The following is a 23,625-nucleotide window of genomic DNA, read 5'->3' as shown; positions in this document are numbered from 1 at the left end:
CTAACGACTAACATTTGGAACCATGGTTTACGAATTTCTTGCAACGGGCTTCGAGGAAGTGGAAGCCCTCGCCCCGGTGGACATCTTGCGCCGTGGCGGAGTGGAAATAAAGACGGTGAGCGTCACGGGCGACCTGCTCGTGGAGTCGGCTCACGGAGTGGCAATCAAGGCAGACCTGCTTTTTGAAGACGCCGACCTGGCTTCGGCCGACCTGCTCTTGCTCCCTGGTGGGCTGCCAGGGGCAACAAACCTCAACGAGCATGAGGGCTTGCGCAAGGCGCTTGTAGGGCAAAACGAGCGCGGAGGGCGCATCGCCGCCATCTGCGCTGCGCCGTTGGTGCTCGGCGGGCTCGGGCTGCTCAATGGCAAAAAGGCCACGTGCTACCCCGGGTTTGAGAAGTATCTGACCGGCGCAACCTACACGGCCGACCTCTGCACCGTCGACGGCAACATCACCACAGGGCGCGGACCGGCCGCCGTACTGCCTTTCAGCTATGCGCTGCTCGAGCAGTTTGTGGGTGCCGGAGCAACCAAGGCCGTGCGCGACGGCATGATTTACACTCAGCTGATGGAGGCGAAGTGACCGACGATTATGCCATAATAGTGGCCGGGGGCAAGGGGTTGCGCATGGGCTCCCCCCTGCCCAAGCAGTTCATCTCCGTAGGCGGCAGGCCGGTGCTGATGCACACCATCGCCCGCTTCCGCGAGGCTTTGCCCGGAGTGACGGTCATCCTCGTGCTGCCCCGCGAGCAACAGGACTATTGGGGTGGGCTGTGCCGCGACTACGGTTTCGGTGCCGACTGCCTCGTGGCGGCCGGGGGTGAGACGCGTTTCCATTCCGTACGCAACGGCCTTGGGCTTGTGCCCGACGGGGCGCGGGGCATGGTCGGCGTGCACGACGGTGTGCGCCCGTTTGCCTCGGTGGCCACCATCAGGGCCTGCTACAGTGCGGCCCGCACCAGCGGGGCGGCCATACCGGTCACGCCCGTGGTCGAGACGCTGCGCCACGTGGGCGGCCATACCGTGCCCAGAGGCGACTATCGGCTGGTGCAGACGCCCCAGGTGTTCGAGGCATCGTTGCTAAAGGATGCCTATGCACAGCCCTACCGTGAGGCTTTCACAGACGATGCGTCGGTGGTCGAGGCTGCCGGCCACGAGGTGACGCTCGTCGAAGGCAACCGCGAGAACATTAAGATTACTACCCCGTTCGACCTTGCCGTGGCCGAGGCGCTGCTCGGCAGGCAGGCCGGGGCGGCGGAGGGAGTGACGCAACCAGCACCATAGATTGCAGCCGTGCCAGACATACTGACCCAAGACATACAGTTCCTGCCGGGCGTGGGCCCGTCGCGCAAGAAGATACTCAGCCAGGAGCTGGGCATCAGCACCTACGGCGACCTGCTCCAGTATTACCCTTATAAATATGTAGACCGCAGCCGCCTGTACGCCATCAGCGAGCTTACGGGCGACATGCCCTATGTGCAGGTGCGCGGCCGGATACTGAGTTACGAGACCTTCGAGATGGGGCCGCGCAAGGAGCGCGTGGTCGCGCATTTCTCAGACGGCACGTCTGTGATGGACCTTACGTGGTTCAACGGAGGCAAGTATGCCAAGAAGGCATACCGGCCCGGCACGATGTACATCGTCTTCGGCAAGCCAACGGTGTTCAACGGGCGCATCAACGTGGTGCACCCCGACATCGACCAGGCCGACACGCTGGAGCTTTCGGCAATGGGGCTGCAGCCATATTACTCTACTACGGAGAAGATGAAGAAGGCCGGGCTGACTTCGCGTGCCATCGAACGGCTCACCAAGAGCCTCGTCGAGCGTATGAAAGAGCCCCTGGCCGAGACGCTGACCGACGAGATGGTGGCCCGTCTCCACATGATGGGGCGCGACGCAGCCCTGCGCACAATACACTATCCGAAAGACGCGCGCGAGCTTGAGCGGGCCCGCGCCAGGCTCAAGTTTGAAGAGCTTTTCTACGTCCAGCTGGGCATAGTGCGCTATGCCAGCGACCAGAGACGCAAGTACCGGGGCTACGTGTTCCCCCGTGTGGGCGAATGCTTCAACACGTTCTACAGCCATTACCTGCCGTTCCCGCTCACCGAGGCGCAGAAGCGCGTCATCCGCGAGATACGCCGCGACGTGGGCTCGGGCCGCCAGATGAACCGCCTCTTGCAGGGCGACGTGGGCTCGGGCAAGACGCTCGTGGCGCTCATGTCAATGCTGCTGGCCGTCGACAACGGCTACCAGGCGTGCATCATGGCGCCTACGGAGATATTGGCCGAGCAGCACCTGGCAACCATACGCAGTTTTCTCGGCGACATGCCGTTGCGCGTGGAGCTTCTAACGGGCATGGTCAAGGGGCGGCAGCGCCGCGATGTGCTCGGGGCGCTGGCCGAGGGCAGAATCGACATTTTGGTGGGGACGCATGCCATTATCGAAGATTCGGTTCACTTTGCGCGCCTCGGTTTCGTCGTGGTCGACGAGCAGCACCGCTTCGGGGTGGCGCAGAGGGCCAAGCTTTGGGGCAAGAGCGCCAACCCGCCACACATACTTGTCATGACGGCCACGCCCATACCGCGCACGCTGGCCATGACTCTCTACGGCGACCTCGACGTGAGCGTCATCGACGAGCTGCCGCCCGGGCGCAAGCCTGTGCTCACGCAGCACGTCTACGACACCCGGCTGACGGCCCTCTACGACAGCATCCGCCGGCAGATAAGGCTCGGGCGGCAGGCATACATAGTGTTCCCGCTCATCGAGGAGAGCGAGAAGAGCGACCTGCGCAACCTTGAAGAGGGGTTCGAGGTGCTCAGCCAGGCCTTTCCCGAGTTCAGGCTGAGCAAGGTGCACGGCAGGATGAAGCCGGCCGAGAAGGATGCCGAGATGCAGCGTTTCGTCAATGGCGAGACACAGATACTCGTGGCCACGACGGTGATAGAGGTGGGGGTGAACGTGCCCAATGCGTCGGTGATGGTCATACTCGACGCACAGCGCTTCGGCTTGTCGCAGCTCCACCAGTTGCGGGGGCGCGTAGGCCGCGGGGCAGACCAGTCGTACTGCATCCTGGTCACCCCCAACAAGCTGAGCGACGACACGCGAAAGCGCATCGACATCATGTGCGATACGACCGACGGGTTCCGCATCGCAGAGGCCGACCTCAAGCTCCGCGGCCCCGGCGACCTTGAGGGAACGCAGCAGAGTGGCATGGCTTTCGACCTTAAGATTGCCGACATTGCGCGCGACGGGCAGCTCGTGCAGATGGCGCGCGACGAGGCACGCCGCATCATCGACGACGACCCGGAGTGTGGCAAGGAGCGCTACGCACTGTTGTGGAGCCGCTTGCGCGAGCTCCGCAGAAACGAAATAAACTGGGGGGCAATCTCCTGACGGCTCTCTGTGCGGCGTCTTCTCAGCTTTGGGGCGTTTTTGTGGCGATTCATTTCCGGGCGTGTTTGTTTCTCGGAAATATTCCAATGATAAATATCTGAGTCTCAGTGAGTTCGCCAAACGGCCCGTTTCGGATTGCAAAACAATCGGTCTTGCAGTCCGAAACGGGCCGTTTGGCGTTTCCGTTTGGCCTCTTTGGCCAGGCCTTGCGGCCGGGGCTGTGCGTCGGCGGATTGCAGGCGTCGCTGCCGCAGGGGTCGGGCCACTGTGCGCTTGCGTTTGTTCGCTGGGCCTACCCAACCCGAAACAAGAGAGGCGGAACGCCACTGCAGTGGTGTTCCGCCTCTTTATGGCAGTGGGGCATGGCCCCGTTGCATGTGTCAGTCGAGCTGTGCCAGCTTGTTGTCGCTGCCGAGCACGTCGAGAATCTTGTGCTTGTACATTTCCTCCATGAGGTCGCGAGCCGGTCCGCAGTACTTGCGCGGGTCAAACTCTGCGGGCTTTTCGGCCAAAGTCTTGCGCACTGCTGCGGTGAAGGCAAGGCGAGAGTCGGAGTCAATGTTAATCTTGCAGACAGCGCTGTTGGCTGCCTTGCGCAACTGCTCCTCGGGTATTCCGACAGCGTCGGGCAGCTTGCCGCCGTACTGGTTGATCATGTCAACATACTCCTGGGGCACAGATGAAGAGCCGTGGAGCACGATGGGGAATCCGGGCAGCTTCTGCATTATCTCGTCGAGCACGTCGAATGCCAATGGCGGGGGCACCAGGCGGCCTGTCTTCGGGTCGCGGGTGCACTGCTCCGGCTTAAACTTGTAGGCGCCGTGTGATGTACCTATGGAGATGGCCAGCGAGTCAACGCCGGTCTTTGTCGTAAAGTCAATCACCTCTTCGGGCTTGGTGTAATGCGAAACCTCGGATGCAACTTCGTCCTCAACGCCTGCAAGCACGCCCAGCTCGCCCTCGACGGTAACGTCATACTGGTGGGCATAGTCTACAACTTGCTTCGTGAGGGCCACGTTTTCGTCGTAAGGCAGTGACGAACCGTCTATCATTACCGACGAGAAACCCATGTCAACGCAGTTCTTGCAAAGCTCGAAGCTGTCGCCATGGTCAAGGTGCAGTGCTATCTCGGGGTGATTGCAGCCAAGCTCTTTTGCATATTCAACGGCACCCTCGGCCATGTAGCGAAGCAGCGTCTGGTTGGCGTAGTTGCGCGCTCCCTTTGACACTTGCAGGATAACAGGCGACTTCAGTTCTGACGTTGCCTTGATAATGGCCTGCAGCTGCTCGAGGTTGTTGAAGTTGAATGCGGGCACAGCCCATCCGCCATTGATGGCTCTCTTAAACATCTCGCGTGTGTTCACGAGACCTAAAGACTTGTAGTTTACCATAATTTTATTGTTTGATTGAGTGTATCCTTTTTCTTTTCTGACCGCAAAGTTACCATTTTAATTTTGCACTCCCAAAGTTTTGCATCTGTTTTCGTGTGACGGTAACGTTTCTTTTTCATTAATTTGCATTACTCTTTGCTTTCGGCGGCCTTTTGCAAGCCAAACTTTGCAATGTCGGGGCTTTGCCGTCAGTGTGCTGTGGCGGCCGTTTCGCCTGGCGATAAAAAAAGGGGCTCCGCCGAGCCCCAAATCTTTTAAACCTTAAATCTAATACTATGAAAAACACTTTCCGCAAAGATAGCTTTTTGTTTCCATTGCGCAATGCCGGCCGAACTTATTTCGGTAGACTCTAATGTTTTCTTGACTTAAATCAATTATTTCCTATTTCTGCAATTATATTGCCCAATAGGAATGTTGCGTTTTGGTTTCTTGCCACTCCCGGGGTTATCTTATAGGTATATGTTATCTTGTCGGCGAGCCCTATCTCGAAGCACCAGTTGTGGAACGTTTGCGGCTTTTCGTCGGCCATTTTCGACAGTTCGAGGTCGTGGGTGGCAATCACCCCGCTTACGGGTAGCGTCGAGATTGCTTTCAGGAACATCCGCGAGCCGTTCAGTTTGTCGAGCGAATTGGTGCCCTTAAGAATCTCGTCGAGTATTATCAGCGTGTGTTCCGACTGCTTGCAACTGCTGATGAGCTGTTTCAGGCGCAGCAGTTCGGCGTTGAAGTAGCTTATTCCGTGGCTCAGGTCGTCGCTTGTGCGCATGCTGCAGAACAGGTTGAACACCGTTGTGCGCATCGACTTGGCGAACACCGGCATGCCGTTCATGGCCAGGATGTAGTTCACCCCGATTGAGCGGAGGAAGGTACTCTTGCCTGCCATGTTGGCTCCTGTGACGATATAGTAGTTCTTCTCGGCTATGCTGAAGTCGTTGCACACGGCCTTCTCGCCCAGGAAAGGGTGCCAGATGGCCTTTGCCTCGAGGCTCACCCCGGGCTTGCTGCTTATCAGGGCGGTGGTTGCCGCCGGTTCGTTGTAGCTGAATGTGGCCATGCTTACGAGCGCGTCGAGTTCGCTAACGGCGTCTATCCACTGCTCGGTGTGCCTCATGTGGCGCCGTTGCCAGCCCAGGAAGCGCCTTACGAGGAAGAAGTCGCTGAGCAGCAATGTGTCGAATGCTATTAGTCCAAGCACGTTTGCCCGCCTGTCGAGGCCGTCGAGCATTGCCTGCAGCTCGCGGAACGACTGCCTGGCGCTGTGGGCATCGGGTGCGCCGTTGCCGTTGCCGTCGTGTGTCATGACCATTTCGCGCAGCTCGGTTGTTGCCGTCAGTTCGGTGAGCTCGGCGTAGGCCTTGAGTTGTTTGTGCAGGTTGTTCACCGCCTTGCTTATCAGTCGCAGTGGCTTGGAGCACACGAGGTAGACCAGTGCGAACTGTGTCACGCCCCAGGTTATGGGCACCCCGGCCTCCATGTCGGTGGTGGCGGCCATCAGTATGGTGGCCATGAACCCCGCGATGGCCATCCACGCCACTGCCGCGGCCACCGGCGAGAGCGCAAACCGCGGTATGGCCATGTTGCGGGCTTGGTTGAGTGCCTCTTTCACCGCAGGCGTGTCGATGTGCCCGTGGCGCCTGTGGGCCATGAACTCCGTGCGCAGCGGCTCCATTGCGGCCAGCCTGCTTATGGCCTGTCGCCGCCTGTCGGCCGTGGCTTTGGCCTTATCCGGGTCGGCGGTGTCGATGGTTGACAGATGCCGTGCCAGGCAGTCGGCGCCTCCGCTTGTCACGGTGCGGCATATGCGATTGTACAGCGAGAGGGGCCCGAAGATGTCCATGTCGTAGGTGAACGGATGCTTCGTGTCGGCGTAGCGGCTGCCGTCGTCGAATGCCGAGAAGTCGCCCTGCAGGTATTTCAGTTCGTTGCAGTATGCTTCGTGGCGGCTTTCCTGCTTCTCTATGAGCCGGCCGTTGGCCACGTCGCGCCTCCGTGTCACAATGTATGCGGCCAGCATGGCGGCCGCCAGGGCCGGCCATGCCCATCCGCCCCACACGGTATAGGCCGCCACCGAGCAGATGGCTGCGATGAACGTGAACAGTTCTGTGCCCAGAAACAGTCCGTTTTTGCGTTTCAGCCGGCTGATGTCTGCAGCCAGGGCGTTGGCGTTGGCGGTGTAGAAACTGCGTAAGTCGTCTTTTGTCATGCTCTGGTTGTTGTCTTGTTTGGCTGCAAAATTACAGCATTCCGTTCTTTTTGTCAGTCATGGTTAATATGGTTTAACAGATGTAATGGTGCTGATAGCATAATTTATAGGTTGTGGTTTGTTGGCCGTTAGTCTATTTTGGCGTAACTTTGCACGCCGGTAGGAGCCCAGGCGGCTGTGCCCCCGGAAGGGCATGCCGCCCCGGCCCGCTTCCGCCAAGAACCGAACAGCATAAACAAAAGGATATGGATAACGCATACATTAAGTCGTTTCCCGACGTCATGTCGGGCAAGAAAATACTATATGTCCACGGTTTCGCATCGTCGGGCCTGTCGGGCACAGTGGCCCGGCTGCGCGAGTTGCTGCCCGGGGCCGTGGTTGTGGCCCCCGACCTGCCCATACATCCGGCCGAGGCCATGGACTTGCTGCACAGCGTTTGCGACTCCGAGAGGCCCGACCTCGTTGTCGGCACGTCGATGGGAGGCATGTATGCAGAGATGCTCTACGGCTTCGACCGCATATTGGTGAACCCCGCTTTCAGGATGGGCGAGACCATACTGAAGAACGGCATGCTCGGCAAGGTGACGTTTCTCAACCCCCGCGCCGACGGCATGAAGGAGTTTATGATGACCAAGCAGTTGCAGGAAGAGTACCGTGAGACTACCGAACGCTGCTTCACCGGGCCCGTTGCCGGCGACCAGGGGCGCGTCTGGGGGCTCTTCGGGATAGAAGATCCCGTGGTGCACACCTACGACTTGTTTGCCTCTCACTATGCCAATGCGCTGCGCTTCCACGGCGAGCACCGCATGAACGACAGCATATTGCTCCACTCGGTGCTGCCTGTGGTGCAGTGGATTGACGACCGCCAGCGCCGGCGGCAGCGCAACATCGTGTACATAGGCATAGAGCAGACCATGGAGCACGACTGGCGCCCGCTGTCGAGCGTGGTAAAGGCCGTGCGCTTCTTGCTCGAGTGGTACGACGTTTATTTCGTCGGGGCGTTGCCACCGGCCGACGGCGGCTATGCCGGGCGCGTGTCGCAGTGGGTGTTCGAGACCGTCGGCGTGCCCTCGTTCCGCCACATCGTGTTCACCAACCGCAAAGACCTGCTCTATGGCGACTACCTTATCGACGCCAGTGCCGACGGAGGCTCGGCCTCGTTCATGGGCACCCGCATCGACTTCGGGTCGGATGCGTTCAAGACCTGGGAGGAGGTGATAGAATACTTCGGGCGGCTCGGCGGCCAGTGACGGCCCTGTCACAGGTGCGCCGGCGCCCGTGGCATGCCTCCGCGCCGCGCCGTGGCAGCCCTTGCCCGCGCTGTCGGAGCTTGCTGCCGCGCCGACGGCCGACGGCCGCGGGCGCTGTTTGTGCAGCCCGCGGCCGTCGTTGCATAAAGCAACAGGTGCGCCCGGCAATTGCCACGGGCGCACCTGCTGACATCCCGTCTCCCGACGTGACATCGTCAAAATCATGATGTGAAAAGTCTTAACGCCTTAAGACGACTTGCTTAATCAGATCTCTATTGCATCTATCAACTAAAATCCATTATGGCTAACTTATCTCCTTTATTGCGTATCTGCCCCCGGCGGCGTGGCCGTCGGTGGCCGCCATGTCGCCGTTGCGCTTGTGGGTGGTCTCCACCGACGACTCGTCGATATTGACAGACTCGTCGCGGAAGTATGTCTGGACGTCGACTTCAGGGCGCAGCTTGTCGCCGCTTACCGACAGCCGGTAAACCGTCTTGGTGGAACCCTGTACGAACGTGAGCACGCATTCGTAGCTTTCGCCCCTCTGTTCGCGCTCCACGTTGGTTGCCGAGCGCGTCTCGGCCTCGAAGGCTTCGCGCAGTGCGTTGGCCACGGTGCCCCCCTGGCTGTAGAAGTGGAAGTTTTTTGTCTCCATGCCCACGCGCCGTGTCTTCGGGTCGCGCTTCACTATGCGGTCTGTCATCACGTTTTTGCTTTCCAGGTCGCGTATCTGTTCTTCGATGCGCGCTTGCGCCAGTGCCGCCGTGGTGGCAGCCAGGCACAGTAGCAGCGATGCCACGGCTCTGGTGCACATTGTTTTCATTGCAGTTGTCATATCGTAGGTCTGTTGCTGTTTTGCTTGTTTTCGTTCTCCATCATCTTGAATATCTCCTTTGGCGACATCCTTCCGATGCCCTTGTGCCTGTTGCCCAGCGCGCAGGCCTCGTGCTCTATGCGGCGCAGTTCGGGCATTATCACCTTCAGGTCGGTTATCTTCTTGCCCCCTCTCACTATGTAGCTGCCGCTGTATATGGCATACATCCGTTCGGTTTTGGCGTGGCGTTGGTAGGCTACGGCGGCCCCGGCTACTATCAGCACCGCTGCGGCGGCCCCGGCGGCAACCTTGGCCCACATCGGCACCGTGCGCGCGCGGCGCCCTTCCGGCTCGGCCACTGGCGGCAGTGGTGCAGCCATGCCGCCTGCATACCATTCGAACATGGCCTTGTACTTATGCAGGTGGCTTGCCACTCGGCTGCCGGTGAAGTAGTCGTAGAGCCGGCGTTCCTCTTCGTTGCTTGTCGCCCCGTCGAGGAATTTCGCTACGAGCTGTTCCATTATCTTGTCTTTATCCATAGCTCTGTCTATTCGTTTACGAAGTGTTTCAATATGTTGCGCCTTGCCCTCGACAGGTTTTGCCTCACGGCCTCGGGCGAGCTGCCCGTGAGCCTGGCTATCTCGCCCACCTCCATGCCTTCGGTGTGCTTCATCCTGAGCACTGCCTGCTGGGTGTCGGGCAGGGCGTCTATGAGCCTTGCCACGCGCTCTTCGTCTTCCTGCTCGATTAGCGATGCCTCGGGCGTCTGGTCGGTGGCGGTGTCGGCGGGGCGCGCCTCGGCCAGCGGCACCGTTGCCTTGCGCATTTTGTTGAGGCTCAGCCGGCGGGCCATCACCACGGCCAGCGCTTCTGTGGAACGGTATTCTTCGAGCCGGTCGTGCATGACCCAGAGCTTGAGCACCACCTCCTGGGCTATGTCTTCGGCGTCGGCTGCGTCGGAAACATACCTCATGGCTTCGTGGTGCAGGCGTGGGCGTATGCGCCCGACCTCAATCTCGAACTCCTTTTGTTCCATATATATTTATCAGACACGGCCGGTGGCGGTTTGTGACATTGGTTGCTGTCTATTTAAATTATTTTAATAAATGCCTGGACGTTGCCGAATGGTTATGGCGGGTTGCCGTGAGTTGGGCTTGCCTGCGGTCGCCCGGCGTTGGCTGACAGCTGCTTTGGTGGGTGATGCCGGCCAAACTCATGGACGGGCGCAGCTGGTTGCAGCTCCTTCCAACTCCTTCTTACTCCCCAATAAACTCGTTTTAACTACCCAAATATCTCCTTCTGCCTCCCCTCATTTGGCCCAATGCCGATGTCCATTTTATTTAAATGGGCTCTTGCTTTGCAGCACTCCGCGTGTCAATATTATTGATGTGGCAAACCCGTTTTGGTCACTTGGTGTAACCGGTTGGATTTCAGTGTGTTGGCAAATGGGTCGGGACAGCCTGCAAAACGGCCCGTATTGCCCTGCCGAACGGGCCGTTCGGTGTGCCTGTATGGCCCGTTTGGCTCGACAGTTTGACCGTCGGCGGTGGCCACAGCTGCCGTTTGTAAACATTGTTCACTTCCGTTTCGGTTTTCTGCAGGGCCGCGGCGGCTGTGGCTCAGCTCGGGCCCGGCGCGATGTTGCGGTAGGAGGCGTTTCGTCCCTGCCACCCGATTGCATGCCGATAATATAATTATGTGGAAATGTTAAATCACCGATTTGGCAGAAAAACATGCGCGTATGCTTGCCGTATTGCATGTTTTGTACTATCTTTACGGTGTACTAATACAGTGGTACACTATGGGTCGATAATTAAAACGATAGAAAATCATGATAGAAGTAAGCAACATCTGTTTCAAGTATCCCGGGAGCAAGCGTCCCGTGTTCACCGATTTCAGTGTCAGCATGGCCCCGGGGCGTGTCTACGGGCTGCTGGGCAAGAACGGCACGGGCAAGTCGACGCTTCTTTATCTCATGGCCGGACTGCTGCGTCCACGGTCGGGCAGCGTTTGTGTCGATGGCGTCGAGGCATCAAAAAGGCGTGCCGACATGCTCCGCGAGATGTTTGTCGTGCCCGAAGAATTCTTCCTGCCCGACGTCACCCTCGATGCCTACGTGCGCATCAACGCCCCGTTCTACCCGCGCTTCAGCCGAGAGGTGCTCGACGCCTGCCTTGCCGACTTCGAGCTGCCCGGCCGGTTGCGGCTCGGCAAGCTGTCGATGGGGCAGAAGAAACAAGGTGTACATGAGCTTCGCCCTGGCCGCCGGCACGCGCCTGGTGCTGATGGACGAGCCCACCAACGGGCTCGACATACCGTCGAAAAGCATCTTCCGCCGTGTGGTGGCGCGCCATTTCACCGACGACCGCACGTTTGTCATATCCACCCACCAGGTGCACGACGTGGAGCAACTGATAGACCATCTGCTCATCATATCCACCGGCGGTATGTTGCTCGACGCCTCGGTGGCCGACGTGTGCGGGCGCTATTCGTTTGAGCTGAGGCAGCCGGGCGAGCCTCTCGGCGGCGTGGTCTACGTCGAACCCTCGCTACAGGGCAACCTCGTCATGGTCCGCCGCCAGGCCGGTTGGCCCGAGACGCAGCTCAACCTCGAACTGCTGTTCAACGCCGTGGTGCAGGGCAAGCTGCCTGCCGGCAGCCTTGCAGGAGGGGAGGAGGTGTGACCATGGGTGGACGTTTCTCGTTCAGGCGCGTGGCGTTGCTGTTGCGCAGCGATGCAGAATGCGTGTGCCCGGCATTGCTCAAGGTGACGCTCGGCGCAGGGTTCTTCCTGTTCCTGTATTTCCTGGCTACGTATGGGTATGATGGCAGCGGCATCATCAGCGTGACTACAGATGCTGCCATGAGGTGGAAGGGTAGCGTGTCCAAGGGCTGTCTGGTCCTGGCCATGGTGTTTGGCCCTTCGTTTGTCTACGCCGGCATGGCCCGGCCCGACGCCCGTTTGGCGTTCATGATGCGCCCTGCTTCGGCGGCCGAGAAGTTTGTCGGCCGGCTATTGCTGTCAACTGTGGGTGTGTCCGCCTTGGTATTGCTGGCTGTCGCCGTGGCCGATTTGCTCCACCTGGGCTTCAGTCTGGCCGCAGGCACCTCCGACGGGCTGCGTTCCGTCATGGCCAGCCTCGCCCGTGAGACGGCAGGCAGCGTTTCCGACATCTTCCGGCCTGCTCCGCATGACTGGCCAGCAGCTCTGGCACACGGGCTCAATGCCGTGGCTGGGCTGTTGTTTTTCCAGTCGCTTTATCTGCTCTGCCCGCTTCTGTTGGCACGTGGCGGGTTTGTTGTGGCTACGTTTTCGGCAGTGGTCTGCCGGGCCGTTTTCGTTGCGCTACGCCATTGTTTGCCCGACACCGTCAGCCAGTCGGCCTGCGATTTCATGTGTATGGCGTTAGGCTTGTTGCTCGCCGTCGCCAATTATGCCGTGGCCTACCGCAGTTTCCGGCGTATGCAGTTGGTGAATGGAAAGTGGTTTAACATATAAATCAGGAATAGAAAATCATGAATACATATTTTGACATAAGGCGTTTCGGCCGCTTGATGCGTTACGACCTTGTGGCCAACTCGCGCCACTTGGCCTTTCTTCTCATCGCTGTCAGCGTGGGATTGTACGCATTGTTGTTCCTCAATTTCTACAAGGCGTTCACCGTCACCTATAGTGTCGGTGAAATGGAAAGCCGTGTCGGTGACATTGCCTCGGTCTTCCTGCTGATGCTCTTTGTCTTTTCGGCCTACAGTCCGAGCCTTGTCTGCTCGCGCCTCTGCGACAAGGCAGCGTCCACGGCATACTGGCTGCTGCCCGCCTCGCCGCTCGAGAAGTTTTTGGTGCGCTTCTTGCTGTCGGCGTTCGGCGCTGTCGGTCTGGTGGTGTGCGCCATGCTTATGGCCGATGCGCTCTTCATGCTCACATGCCTTGCCGCAGGCTTGCCCGGCGTCACCTCGGTGTCGCTGGCCATGGCCGGTCTCTTGGGCGACACGCTCGGGGAGTTCGCCCGCCGCGAATTGCCGCCGGGGCCGGGCGGTTGGTGGCTTTTGGTGGTGCTGTGGCTTACGTTTGCCATGTCGAGGGCGCTCAGCCTGCTTTGCGGCGTGGTGTTCCGGCGCAGGGCGCTGCTGCTCACTGTGCTCCTGTCGGTGGCGGTAAGCATGGGCTATGCCACGATGGACGGCGACTGGGTTGGCGCGCTCTACTGGTCGGCCTATGGCTCGCCGGTGTCGGCGGCGTGGCTGTCGCTGTCGCTTCTGGCCGTCACGGTGTGCTGCTACATGCTTGCCTACCGCCTGTTTTGCCGCATACAGATTGTAGGGCGCAGATGGATAAGCCTATGACAACGTTCAATCCCGACAAGCCCATCTACCTGCAGATGGCCGAACGGCTGTGCGACGAGATACTGGCCGGCACCTACAGCGACGACGACCGCGTGCCCAGCGTGCGCGAATATGCCGTGATGCTCGAGGTGAACACCAACACGGCGGTGAAGGCTTACGACGCCCTTGCGCGCGACAACGTGATTTACAACCGCCGCGGACTGGGCTACTTCGTGTTTAGTATCTTTGCGTCTATAAGACATAAGCAGAAGCAACAACGCATATCTGCCGGGCCCGCGCCGAGGGGTTGAATCCACCAGGGGCGGTTCCGGCATACATATTATATTATGGTAATACACATCAAAGACCTCAACAAGACATACCAGGGAGCGCAGCCGCTCCACGTGCTCAAGGGCATCAACCTCGACATAGAGCGGGGCGAGTTTGTGTCAATCATGGGCGCGTCGGGCTCGGGCAAGTCGACGCTACTCAACATACTGGGCATACTCGACAACTATGACACGGGCGAATACCGCCTCGGCGGCGAGCTGATATGGAACCTTAGCGAGAGGCGCGCGGCCGAATACCGCAACCGCATGATAGGTTTCGTGTTCCAATCGTTCAACCTCATCAGCTTCAAGACAGCCGTAGAGAACGTCGAACTGCCCCTCTACTACCAGGGAGTGGGCCGCCGCGAGCGCCGCCGTAGGGCCATGGACTACCTCGACCGGCTGGGGCTGGCCGCCTGGGCCACCCACTATCCGGGCGAGATGTCGGGCGGACAGCGCCAGCGTGTGGCCATAGCCCGCGCCCTGATAACGCGCCCCGAGCTCATACTGGCCGACGAACCTACGGGCGCCCTCGACTCGAAGACGAGCGTAGAGGTGATGCAGCTGCTCAAGGAACTGAACGAACAGCAGGGCATGACCATCGTCGTGGTGACCCACGAGAGCGGAGTGGCCAACGAGACCAACCGCATCGTGCACATTCGCGACGGCGTCATCGGGCTCATAGAAGACAACCATGACCACCATGCCTCGCCGTTCGGGGCGGGCGGCCTGATGAAATGACGACAATAAAGCAAGCCATATATGCGCGACATCTTTACTGAAATATGGGCGACAGCCAGGCGCAACAAGCTGCGCACGGCGCTCACCGGCTTCTCGGTGGCGTGGGGAATATTCATGCTCATCTTCCTGCTCGGGGCGGGCAACGGCCTTATCAACGCCCAGATGCAGAGCACAGACCGCTACCTGGCCAGTTCGATGGTGGCATTCGGGGGCCGCACCTCGAAGCCATATTCGGGCTTGGGGAGCGGCCGCGGCATATCGCTGCGCGAGCAAGACATGGCCACCACCGACAGCGTGTTTGCCGGGGTGGTGGGCGATGTGGGCGCCGTCTACGACCATGGCGGCGTCACCCTCTCGGCCGGGGCAAACTACATGGCGGGCCAGACGCTGAGCGGTGTCTACCCGGTGGACCGCGACATTAACAAGACAGAGGTGGTGGAAGGCCGCTTCATCAACGACATCGACATGCGCGAGCGGCGCAAGGTGGCCGTGATAAGCGAAGACCAGGCGCGCGAGCTGTGGCCCCACGGGGGCTCGCCCGTAGGCAAATACGTCAAGGCCGACGGCCTTATGTGGCGTGTGGTGGGCGTCTACAGGGGCGACGGCATGATGAAGGCCTCCGACGTCTACTGCCCCCACGCCACCGTGTGCGCCATCTACAGCACCGACAGCCGCGTGGGCAACATCGAGTTTACGTTCGACGGGCTCGAGACGGAGCAGCAGAACAACGACTTCGAGGCCGACTACAGGGCCAAGCTGAACCTGAACCACAGCGCAGCACCCGACGACGACAACGCCGTGTGGCTGTGGAACCGCTTCATGGACAACATCCAGATGGCCCGGGGCATGGGCATACTGCGCACGGCGCTGTGGGTTGTGGGCTTGCTGACGCTGCTTAGCGGCGTGGTGGGCGTGAGCAACATCATGCTCATCACCGTGAGGGAGCGCACCCGCGAGTTTGGCATACGCAAGGCCATCGGGGCCCGCCCGTGGTCTATATTGCGGCTCATAATAATAGAAAGCGTGGTCATGACCACATTGTTTGGCTATGTGGGCATGCTATGCGGCATCGCCGCAAACGAGTATATGAACGCCACAATAGGCCGAACGGAGGTAGACACGGGCCTGTTCAAGGCCACAATGTTTGTCAATCCCACCGTGGGCGTCGATGTGTGTATAGAGGCCACGCTCGTGATGGTGCTGGCCGGCACGCTGGCCGGGCTGGTGCCTGCGCGCCGGGCTGCCCGCGTGAGGCCCATCGAGGCGCTCAAGGAAAACTGACGGCGGTGGCAAACAATGCCGACAAAATAGAGGCCGCCCGGCATCGCTCGCGCCACGGCGCGGTCAAACGGCACATATCGCGCCGCAAGACGGCCTATTCGGCAGTGCAGAACGGGCCGTTTGGCCGTGCAATACGGCCCGTATCGCAAAGCCCTGAGAATCAGTATGATGGGCTGAGCGGCGCGGATGGCGAAAAATAATTACACAAGGCAGCCTCCGCCGGGGGAGCGGCCGGGGCCGAGACGCAACGCGCAGGCCAGGTGGCGGCGGCAGGGCGGCGCGGCTGCCGCCACAGCGGCATACAGTGAAACACAGGCCGATGGCCTGATAAAGAAATGCGATTATGAATTTCAGAGAGATAATAGATTCGCTCATGCGCAACAAGAGCCGCAGCATACTGACCGGTTTCGGGGTGTTCTGGGGCGTGTTCATGCTCATTGTGCTCATCGGAGGGGGCAACGGGCTGAGGGAATTGCTGCAGAACAACTTCGCCGGGTTTGCCACAAACTCGGCCATGGTGTGGGCACAGCCCACGTCGAAGGCATACCGTGGGCTGCCCAAAGGGCGCAGCTGGAGCATGGACTACCGCGACGTGGAGCGCCTGGCCAGGCAGGTGCCGCAGCTCGACAGGGTGGCGCCGGTGCTCTTCGTGGGCGGCAAGAGGGCTGTCAACGGCGAGCACACCGCCTCATGCAACGTGTCGGGCGTGACGCCGGAATATGCCGACATACAGACACCCAAGATACGCTACGGCCGCTATCTCAATGCCCTCGACATGGAGCAGGGACGCAAGGTGTGCGTCATTGGCAAGCGCATTTACAACGACCTGTTTCCCGAAGGGGGCGACCCGTGCGGCCATTCCATGCGCATCGATTCCGTTTACTACGAGATTGTGGGCGTAGACTTCCGTACCGGCAACTCCGTCAGCGTCGGTGGGCCTGTAGACGAGAATGTGTCGGTGCCCATAACCGTGGTGCAGCGGGCCTACAACCGTGGCTCTCAGGTCGACGTCATCGCCGTCACGGGGCGCCGCGGGGTGGTGATGAGCAAACTGACCGGGCGCATCCGCAGTGTGGTGGCGCGCTCCCACAACGTTGACCCCACCGACGAGCAGGGCGTGATGGTGTTCAACACCGAGGTGCTTTTCGCCATGCTCGACAATCTTTTCCGCGGTGTCAACTTCCTGGTTTGGCTCGTTGGCACGGGCACGCTGCTGGCCGGGGCCATCGGGGTGAGCAACATTATGATGGTAACGGTAAAGGAACGCACCTCGGAAATAGGCATACGGCGGGCCATAGGGGCCACGCCGCGCATGATTCTCGGGCAGATAGTGGCCGAGAGCGTGGTGCTCACGGCCGTTGCCGGCATGAGCGGCATCATGCTGGGCGTGGCCATCCTGCAGATGATAGAGCTGGGCTCAACCACCGACGGCATAGCCGCAGCCCGCTTCCAGGTGGACTTCTCTACGGCTTTCGCGGCCGCGTCGATGCTCTGCCTGCTCGGCGGACTGGCCGGACTGGCCCCTGCCTGGAGGGCAATGAAGGTGAAGCCCGTAGACGCCATGCGCGAGGAGTAGGGCCGAAGCGTGCCTCTACGGCCCCGGGCCGCATCCGTATGGGCTGCCTCTGCGAGGCGTGGCGGCCTGGAAAGCCACTGCGCCCGGCTTGTGGGCAGATGTAAATGTAACTTAACAACAACAGATATGAGAAGATATTCCAAACTCATTGTTGCGGCACTGGTGGCCGTGGCATTCATCGGGACATTTGTGTTCCTCTATCAGAAATCGCGGCCGAAGCCTGTGGTGTACACCGAACTGAAGGCCACGGTGGGCGACATACGCAAGACAACCATCGTCACCGGGAAGATTGAACCGCGCGACGAGGTGAGCGTAAAGCCGCAGATAAGCGGCATAATAAGCCAGATCATGAAGGAGCCGGGCGACAGGGTAGAGGCCGGCGAGGTCATCGCCAAGGTGAAAGTGATACCCGACATGAGCCAGCTTAGCTCCGCGCAGAGCCGTGTCAGGCTGGCCGAGATAAACCTGAAGCAGGCCACCACCGACTTCGGACGTGAGAAGGCGCTCTACGAACGCCGCCTGGTGAGCGACGACGAGTATGACAAGGTGAGGCAGGCAATGGAGCAGGCGCGCGAAGAGAAGGCCGCCGCAGAAGACGCGCTGCAGGTGGTGCGCGACGGCATATCGCGCAGCAATGCCAACGCCAGCTCCACTCTCATACGCTCGACTATATCGGGCATCATTCTCGACATTCCTGTCAAGGTGGGCAATTCGGTCATACTGAGCAACACGTTCAACGACGGTACGACCATAGCCATGGTGGCCGACATGGGCGACTTGATATTCCGCGGCAATGTGGACGAGACGGAAGTGGGCCGCCTCGCTGTCGGAAAGCACATGAAGATTACCGTGGGGGCGCTGGAGAACCTTTCGTTCGATGCCGTGCTGGAGTACATCTCACCCAAGGCTGTCGAGAACAACGGAGCCAATCAGTTTGAGATCAAGGCGGCGGTGAGGCTCGACGGCAAGGGCCGCATGCGCTCGGGCTACAGTGCCAACGCCGAGATTGTGCTCGACGAGGCCCGCCATGTGCTTACCGTGCCGGAGAGTGCGATAGAGTTCAAGGGCGACTCCACGCTGGTTTATGTGGCCCGGGGCGAAGGCAAGGAGCGACAGTATGTGAGCCGCAGCGTAACGACGGGCCTGAGCGACGGGGTGAAGATAGAGGTTAAAAGCGGGCTCAAGGCCGGCGACATCGTGCGCGGGCCGCAGCAGGTGGCCAGCGATGACAATTGACGGGAGGCAAGGCTATGGTGCATAACAAGATTTTCGTTATCGTGGCGGCGCTCTCGCTGGGTTCTGCAAGCGCTGTGGCGCAGCAGGGCGAAGCCACCCCCGGCAGGGCCGAATGGACTCTGGCCGAGTGCATTGACCGTGCGCTGGAGCGCAACATCAGCATTAAGCAGAGCCGGAACAGGCTCATGCAGCAAGACGTGCAGCTAAATACCGACAAGTGGAGTCGCTTGCCCTCGGTCGACGCTTCGGCCGGGCAGAACTTCTCGTTCGGCCGCGGACTGACCGAAGACAACACATATACAAACACCAACACGAGCAGCACATCGTTCTCTGTGGGCGCAAGCGTGCCGCTGTTTACCGGGATGAGGATAACCAACTCGATAAAGCTGGGGCGCCTGAACCTTGAGGCGGCCACGGCAGACCTTGAGAAAGCCGGCAACGACGTGCGGGTGCAGGTGGCCCAGGCCTATGTGCAGGCGCTCTACGACATGGAGGTTGTGGGCGTGGCCTGCCGCCAGGTGGCCATCGACTCCATGCAGGTGGAGCGGCTGCGGGCCATGAAGAGCCACGGCAAGGCAAGCCCGGCAGACCTCTCGCAGCAGGAAGCCACGCTGGCGCAAAGCCGTCTCACGGCGACGCAGGCAGAGGGAAACCGCAGCCTGTCGCTGCTTGCGCTGTCGCAATTGCTCGAACTTCAGTCGGCCGAAGGCTTTGCCATAGCGTTGCCCGACACCGCCGGGATGGAGGCGCGGTGCTCGTCGCTGCCCGCCGCCGATGCTGTATATGCCGAGGCTTTGGGCATAATGCCCGAGGTGAAGGCCGAGCAGATACGCCTGAAGGGGGCCGACTACAGTGTAAAGGTGGCCCAGGCTGCATTCTATCCGCAACTGTCGCTCACGGCTGGGCTGGGCACTAACTACTACCGTACGTCGGGGTATAGTGCCTCAAGCTTTGCCTCCCAGATGCGAAACAACTTCAGCCAGTATGTGGGGCTGAGCCTCAATGTGCCGCTGTTCAACCGCTTCCAGACCCGTAACAGCGTGAGGGCAGCCCGCATAGACCGGCAGACGCAGGCGCTGCAACTGGAAAACGTGAAGAAGAACCTGTACAAAGAGATACAGACGGCCTGCCTCAATGCGCGCAACGCTGGCGCTAAATATGTCAGTTGCAGGGCGGCCCTGCGCAGCTTTGAAGACGCTTTCAGCCTGACACAGGCAAAATATGAGAACGGCAAGGCTACCATAACAGAGTTCAACGAGGCCAAGAACAACCTCATGAAGGCACAGAGTGACCTGGCGCAGTCGCGCTACGAGTATCTGTACCAGGTGGCTTTGGTCGACTTCTATCGCGGCCGCCAACTCGCCTTCTGACCTCGTCCTGCCGCCACGGAGGCAAGTGCTGATACGAAAAGAGGGGGTACCGTTATTCAGGTGCCCCCTCTTTTGTGTGCCTGGTTGCCACTTGGCAGCCGTCGGTATTACCTTACAACGACTTTCCTCGTCTTCACGCTGCCGTTGTCATACACTTCCCTTATGATGTTGATGCCCTTGGCCGGTGCGTTGAGGCGTGTGCCGTTGATGCTGTAGATAAGCGTGCGCACAACCTCGCCTGTGGCTTCTTCGGCCTCGTCAACATCCTTTATTCCGCTCAGTTCGCCATGGTTCATGATGTATATGTCGAATACCATGACACTGGAGAATGCAGCCTGCAGCTTTACAAACACCTTATCGGTGCCCTCGTAGCTGGCTATGTTCTTCTTGATGTAGCGCTGCGTCTTTGAGAAGTACACCGAGTCTACAAACGTCCAGTTGTCTTCAGACAGGGTGTCGGTGCTGATGAACAGTGCAGCCTTGGGCTGGTTGCTGCTGCTGGCGTTGCCGACGTAAGTCACTATGTCAAACGGGCCCTGGAAAGCTTCGGTGCTTTGTATGTGGCAAGAGTAGGGGTCGTTCTCCACACCGTCGCTCTTGCGTATGTTGCCGAATGTCACCGAGTTGTCTGAAGCGCCTTGGTCGAATGCCGTCTCGCCGCGGTAGCGCTTGTCGGTGTTGGCGTCTGAGATGTCGTCCGATATGGTTATGCGCTCCCAGAGCATGCCCTGGCCGTAGGTCTTAGCCTCCCATCCCTTGCCGGGGTTGACAACGGTGAGGTTCCACAGCGGCTCCTTGCTGTCGATGATGGTGGTGTCGCGCCCGTCGGGAAGCTCCTCTACGTGTGACACAACCTCATAGTAGTTGTAGCCGTTCTTCTCGCCTTCGGTGTAGTACTTGGTCTTGCTCTCGCCCAGCGACCAGTCGGCGGCGTTGGCGTCGAAGTGTGACACAACGTCGAGGCGCACCTCCTTGCCTGTTATGGTGATGTCTTTCGAGGCGAGCTCAGACGCAACCTTCTCGGCCTCGAGCACTTCGCCGGCGAAGGCATAGATGGTGGTGGGGTGAGTTATCGTTATCGGTGAGGTGTAAACCGACGATGCCTTGGCATCCTTCACGCCCGTGAAGTTGTAGTAGAGCGTGGCGTTGGGCTCGTTGTTTGTCAGCGTCACGATGGCCTTGCCGTCTTCCTCGGCCGTGGTGATGGTAGGCATGGCCGATGTCTCGTGCAGTGCCACGTTCAGCGTGGCGGGCTCGCTGGGGTCGTAACCGTCGGCGTAGGCCACGGCCGTGATGGTGGTGCCGGGCTCAGATATGTTCACCGGCCCGGTGTAGGGCGTGCTCGCGTCTGTTGGGGTGGTGCCGTCGGTGGTGTAGTAAATCTTGGCTCCTTCGGTGTCCGAGGCTATGGTGACGTCGGTGTTCATCTGCTTGTAGTCTTCGGTGAACTTCGGCGTGGCAGCCTTGGTTATCTCCTTCTTCGAGTAGTTGAGCTCCTTGATGGCGTTGGTCAGAATGTCTACTATGCTCACGGCGTAGAACTGGTTGTCGGCACCGTAGGGTATCAGCATGTAGGTGTTGCGCCCGGCGTTGTGCTCATGGATGGCGGTGGCCCCTCCTACGGTTGCCAGCACGCGGTCGTTTGCAAAGTATGACCCTTCGGGTATCTCGACTCCGGTGGCCGAACCCTCCTCGAAGAATGCAAGCTTGCCGTCGGTGATGTAGTTGTCCGACTCGTTCGACGGCTTGAACAGGGCGTCGTCGAGCGCTTCTTCAGCCACGTCGAGCGACGGAGAGTCTGCTGTCTTGGGCGTGCCGTAGCCCCATGTGGCGTAAAGCTGCGGGTTGAGGTTGAGCATTGGCACGTAGGCGATGGCCTCGCGCAGCGTCGGTGCATACTGGTCGTCGGCCGGCATGTATCCGCTCACCACCACCACGTCGTAGGCCTTCAGCTCGTCGGGCGTTTTCCTGTTGGCCTCCTGGCTCACGTCGAGGGCGTCGAAGGTGATGTTGGTAAACTCGCTGTTGTTCTCGATGATGTCCCTGAAGGCATCGTTAGAGGCGTCGTAGTTGTTGTAGCCCGAGTTGAACACGTAGGCAATCTTGGCGCCGTTTACTGCCGGGGCGTCTTCCTGCAGGTCGATGTAATATATGTGGCAGCCGTTGCTGTTGGTCACGGTGACGTCGACCAGCTCGCCGTTGGATATGTCGGCCGGTATCTGCCATACGCACGTTGTGCGCTCCTTGGGTTTTTCCGAGCCTTCTATTATCTCAATGGCCGTGCCGTTGACCGACAGCGACACGCCGCGCCCGTCGGTGAGCCTGTGCGACTCTACGTCCATGGTGATGTTGGCTCCCGGCTTGACACCCTTTATTGTGAACTTGTTGTTCTTGCCTCCCATCCACAGGTAGCTGGGCCCTGAGTAGGGGCCGAGGCCGTCCCAGGTGGTCTGGTAGTTTACGGCCAGGGCGAGCGACCTGCCGCTGCAGTTGAACACCAGGCCCTGTGTCTCGGTTATTGTGGTAGTCTGGCCGTTGGCAACTGTTGCCAGTTCGGTCTCTTCTTCGGGCACATACCAATAGCAGTTGCCGTTGGTCTCGCCGTCGCCGCTTGCTTTTTCGATTGTCGTCCACCTTGTTCCGCCGTTGGTCTGGGCGTCGGCGGCAAGGTTTTGCAACGTTGCCGAACTCCAGTTGGTGAAGTCCCATTTCCTGTTTTCTGCATTGGCGCTCATCGTCAATGCAAAAAAGGCAGTGAGCATAAAAAGTTTTCTCATAATTGTTTATTTTGATTAGTACTATAATTTAGTTCTTTTTGTTAGTAATGTCTTGCCTTTTTGGGCACGGTCGGTTATTAGTCTGTGTTGGTAGGTCGATCGTTGGCAAAATTAATAAAATATTGTTTACCTCACAATGGTTTATACTTGGTATTATGATAAAGATTCTTTGATTTTGGATAAAATGCCCGTGCCCGTCCCTCTTTTGCCCCGGCGGCCATGGCTTATGCACCGTAGCTTTTGTTTACAATGGGCGAGCCAATTTGCCGGCATGGCTCTGCGGGCATGGCAAACGGCCCATATCACTGAGCCATACGGGCCGTTCGGGATGGCCATGCGGGCCGTTTTGGCGGGCGTTTCGGCCCGTGTCGCAATGCGCTGGCACACAGGCCATTGCGCAATGCGGCCCGTGGCATGATTTTTTATTACATCGTTTGGCCCCGGCCGGCGGTTGCCCCTTTCCGCGGCATGGCTGCCGCCACTACCCGCAAGCGTCAATCTGGCTGCGCCTCTCTGCCCTTATGTCCATGCCGGTTGTCACCCATGCTTCGCCACGCTTGCAGGCGTCGCTGCCGCCCATTGGCCTTGCCGTTGCAGCCTTCGCCTCTTGCAAGGCCTACGGCAGCCTTGAGCGGCAGGTGTCGGCATCCGTTTGTGGCCATGGCCGGCGGTTTGTGGCAATGAAAAAGCGGCGGGCCACAAGGCCCGCCGCCGGTGTCAGGGTTGGTTTCCTGTAGTTATTTAACCATCACTTTCTTGGTCTTCACCTGGCCGTTGGCATAAACCTCCTTGATGATGTTGATGCCCTTGGCCGGTGCGTTGAGCTGCGTGCCGTTGATGCTGTAGACGATTGTCTTCACCACTTCGCCTGCGGCTTCGCTGCCCTCGGTCACATCCTTTATGCCGGTGATGTAGTCTTTCGATGCTTCTCCCTCGTTCTT

General features: G+C 59.5%; 18 protein-coding genes and 2 pseudogenes. 13 read left to right on the top strand and 7 right to left on the bottom strand.

All coding sequences use genetic code 11. From position 1 onward, the window contains the following. Positions 1 to 22 precede the first annotated feature (22 nt). From H6B30_RS12310 to recG, 3 genes are read left to right on the top strand one after another with little or no spacing between them, the layout of a single operon-like run. A complete protein-coding gene (locus H6B30_RS12310; protein WP_205111004.1) occupies positions 23 to 583 on the top strand; it encodes a DJ-1 family glyoxalase III in 561 nt (186 codons plus the stop codon). Continuing rightward, positions 580 to 1,284: a 2-C-methyl-D-erythritol 4-phosphate cytidylyltransferase gene (locus tag H6B30_RS12305; RefSeq protein WP_338088991.1), complete on the top strand. Its 705-nt coding sequence runs from the start codon at positions 580 to 582 to the stop codon at positions 1,282 to 1,284. Before H6B30_RS12310 ends, H6B30_RS12305 begins: the two co-directional genes overlap by 4 nt. Before the next feature lie 9 nt (positions 1,285 to 1,293). Continuing rightward, complete coding sequence (gene recG / locus H6B30_RS12300; RefSeq protein WP_205111002.1) at positions 1,294 to 3,393, top strand: ATP-dependent DNA helicase RecG; 2,100 nt, start codon at positions 1,294 to 1,296, stop codon at positions 3,391 to 3,393. Positions 3,394 to 3,773: 380 nt separating this feature from the next. Here recG and H6B30_RS12295 read toward each other — a convergent pair whose 3' ends face one another. Both H6B30_RS12295 and H6B30_RS12290 read right to left on the bottom strand, forming a co-directional pair. After that, positions 3,774 to 4,784, bottom strand: coding sequence for a class II fructose-bisphosphate aldolase (locus H6B30_RS12295; protein ID WP_205111000.1), 1,011 nt, complete (start codon positions 4,782 to 4,784; stop codon positions 3,774 to 3,776). A gap of 370 nt (positions 4,785 to 5,154) precedes the next feature. After that, entirely contained in the window at positions 5,155 to 6,987 is a 1,833-nt protein-coding gene (locus H6B30_RS12290; protein WP_205110998.1) for a MutS-related protein, read from the bottom strand. Between the two features lie 245 nt (positions 6,988 to 7,232). Between H6B30_RS12290 and H6B30_RS12285 the strand changes: the two genes are divergently transcribed. Next, the gene (locus H6B30_RS12285; RefSeq protein ID WP_205110996.1) at positions 7,233 to 8,237 is read left to right on the top strand and encodes a YqiA/YcfP family alpha/beta fold hydrolase; all 1,005 of its coding nucleotides are present in this window, start codon (positions 7,233 to 7,235) and stop codon (positions 8,235 to 8,237) included. A gap of 304 nt (positions 8,238 to 8,541) precedes the next feature. Here the strand turns inward: H6B30_RS12285 and H6B30_RS12280 are convergent, their stop codons facing one another. The 3 genes from H6B30_RS12280 to H6B30_RS12270 are packed head-to-tail and all read right to left on the bottom strand — an operon-like array spanning position 8,542 to position 10,087. Next, positions 8,542 to 9,060, bottom strand: a complete 519-nt coding sequence (locus tag H6B30_RS12280; RefSeq protein WP_205110994.1) for a DUF5024 domain-containing protein — start codon at positions 9,058 to 9,060, stop codon at positions 8,542 to 8,544. An 8-nt stretch (positions 9,061 to 9,068) separates the two neighbouring features. Then, a complete protein-coding gene (locus tag H6B30_RS12275) occupies positions 9,069 to 9,590 on the bottom strand; it encodes a PG0215 family putative anti-sigma factor (RefSeq protein ID WP_205110992.1) in 522 nt (173 codons plus the stop codon). 8 nt (positions 9,591 to 9,598) lie between these two features. After that, positions 9,599 to 10,087 carry a GFO_1088 family ECF-type sigma factor gene (locus H6B30_RS12270; protein ID WP_205110990.1) on the bottom strand — a complete coding sequence of 163 codons (489 nt, stop codon included), beginning with the start codon at positions 10,085 to 10,087 and terminating at the stop codon, positions 9,599 to 9,601. A 795-nt stretch (positions 10,088 to 10,882) separates the two neighbouring features. Here H6B30_RS12270 and H6B30_RS12265 point away from each other — a divergent pair. The 9 genes and pseudogenes from H6B30_RS12265 to H6B30_RS12225 all read left to right on the top strand — a co-directional run bounded on the left by H6B30_RS12265 (position 10,883) and on the right by H6B30_RS12225 (position 19,907). Further along, positions 10,883 to 11,735 (top strand): annotated as a pseudogene (locus H6B30_RS12265) (ABC transporter ATP-binding protein). Positions 11,736 to 11,737: 2 nt separating this feature from the next. Further along, positions 11,738 to 12,550 (top strand): hypothetical protein, encoded by an 813-nt coding sequence (locus H6B30_RS12260; protein WP_205110988.1) that lies wholly within the window; start codon positions 11,738 to 11,740, stop codon positions 12,548 to 12,550. Positions 12,551 to 12,567: 17 nt separating this feature from the next. After that, a complete protein-coding gene (locus H6B30_RS12255) occupies positions 12,568 to 13,395 on the top strand; it encodes a hypothetical protein (protein WP_205110986.1) in 828 nt (275 codons plus the stop codon). Continuing rightward, positions 13,380 to 13,685: a GntR family transcriptional regulator gene (locus H6B30_RS12250; protein WP_239483992.1), complete on the top strand. Its 306-nt coding sequence runs from the start codon at positions 13,380 to 13,382 to the stop codon at positions 13,683 to 13,685. Before H6B30_RS12255 ends, H6B30_RS12250 begins: the two co-directional genes overlap by 16 nt. 36 nt (positions 13,686 to 13,721) lie before the next feature. Then, positions 13,722 to 14,444, top strand: coding sequence for an ABC transporter ATP-binding protein (locus tag H6B30_RS12245; protein WP_205110984.1), 723 nt, complete (start codon positions 13,722 to 13,724; stop codon positions 14,442 to 14,444). A gap of 21 nt (positions 14,445 to 14,465) precedes the next feature. Next, positions 14,466 to 15,725, top strand: a complete 1,260-nt coding sequence (locus tag H6B30_RS12240; protein ID WP_205110982.1) for an ABC transporter permease — start codon at positions 14,466 to 14,468, stop codon at positions 15,723 to 15,725. A 343-nt stretch (positions 15,726 to 16,068) separates the two neighbouring features. Further along, the gene (locus H6B30_RS12235; protein ID WP_205110980.1) at positions 16,069 to 17,301 is read left to right on the top strand and encodes an ABC transporter permease; all 1,233 of its coding nucleotides are present in this window, start codon (positions 16,069 to 16,071) and stop codon (positions 17,299 to 17,301) included. 126 nt (positions 17,302 to 17,427) lie between these two features. After that, complete coding sequence (locus tag H6B30_RS12230; RefSeq protein WP_205110978.1) at positions 17,428 to 18,537, top strand: efflux RND transporter periplasmic adaptor subunit; 1,110 nt, start codon at positions 17,428 to 17,430, stop codon at positions 18,535 to 18,537. Positions 18,538 to 18,551: 14 nt separating this feature from the next. Next, complete coding sequence (locus H6B30_RS12225) at positions 18,552 to 19,907, top strand: TolC family protein (protein ID WP_205110976.1); 1,356 nt, start codon at positions 18,552 to 18,554, stop codon at positions 19,905 to 19,907. A gap of 107 nt (positions 19,908 to 20,014) precedes the next feature. Here H6B30_RS12225 and H6B30_RS12220 read toward each other — a convergent pair whose 3' ends face one another. Further along, a complete protein-coding gene (locus H6B30_RS12220) occupies positions 20,015 to 22,684 on the bottom strand; it encodes a chitobiase/beta-hexosaminidase C-terminal domain-containing protein (RefSeq protein WP_205110974.1) in 2,670 nt (889 codons plus the stop codon). A gap of 737 nt (positions 22,685 to 23,421) precedes the next feature. Beyond that, a pseudogene (locus H6B30_RS12215) lies at positions 23,422 to 23,625 on the bottom strand (hypothetical protein); the annotation flags it as partial.

It is taken from the genome of Marseilla massiliensis, assembly GCF_016899955.1.
GTDB classification, from domain to species: domain Bacteria; phylum Bacteroidota; class Bacteroidia; order Bacteroidales; family Bacteroidaceae; genus Prevotella; species Prevotella intestinigallinarum.
The sequence above is the reverse complement of the archived record's forward strand: the minus strand, read 5'-3'. Positions and strand labels throughout refer to the sequence as shown.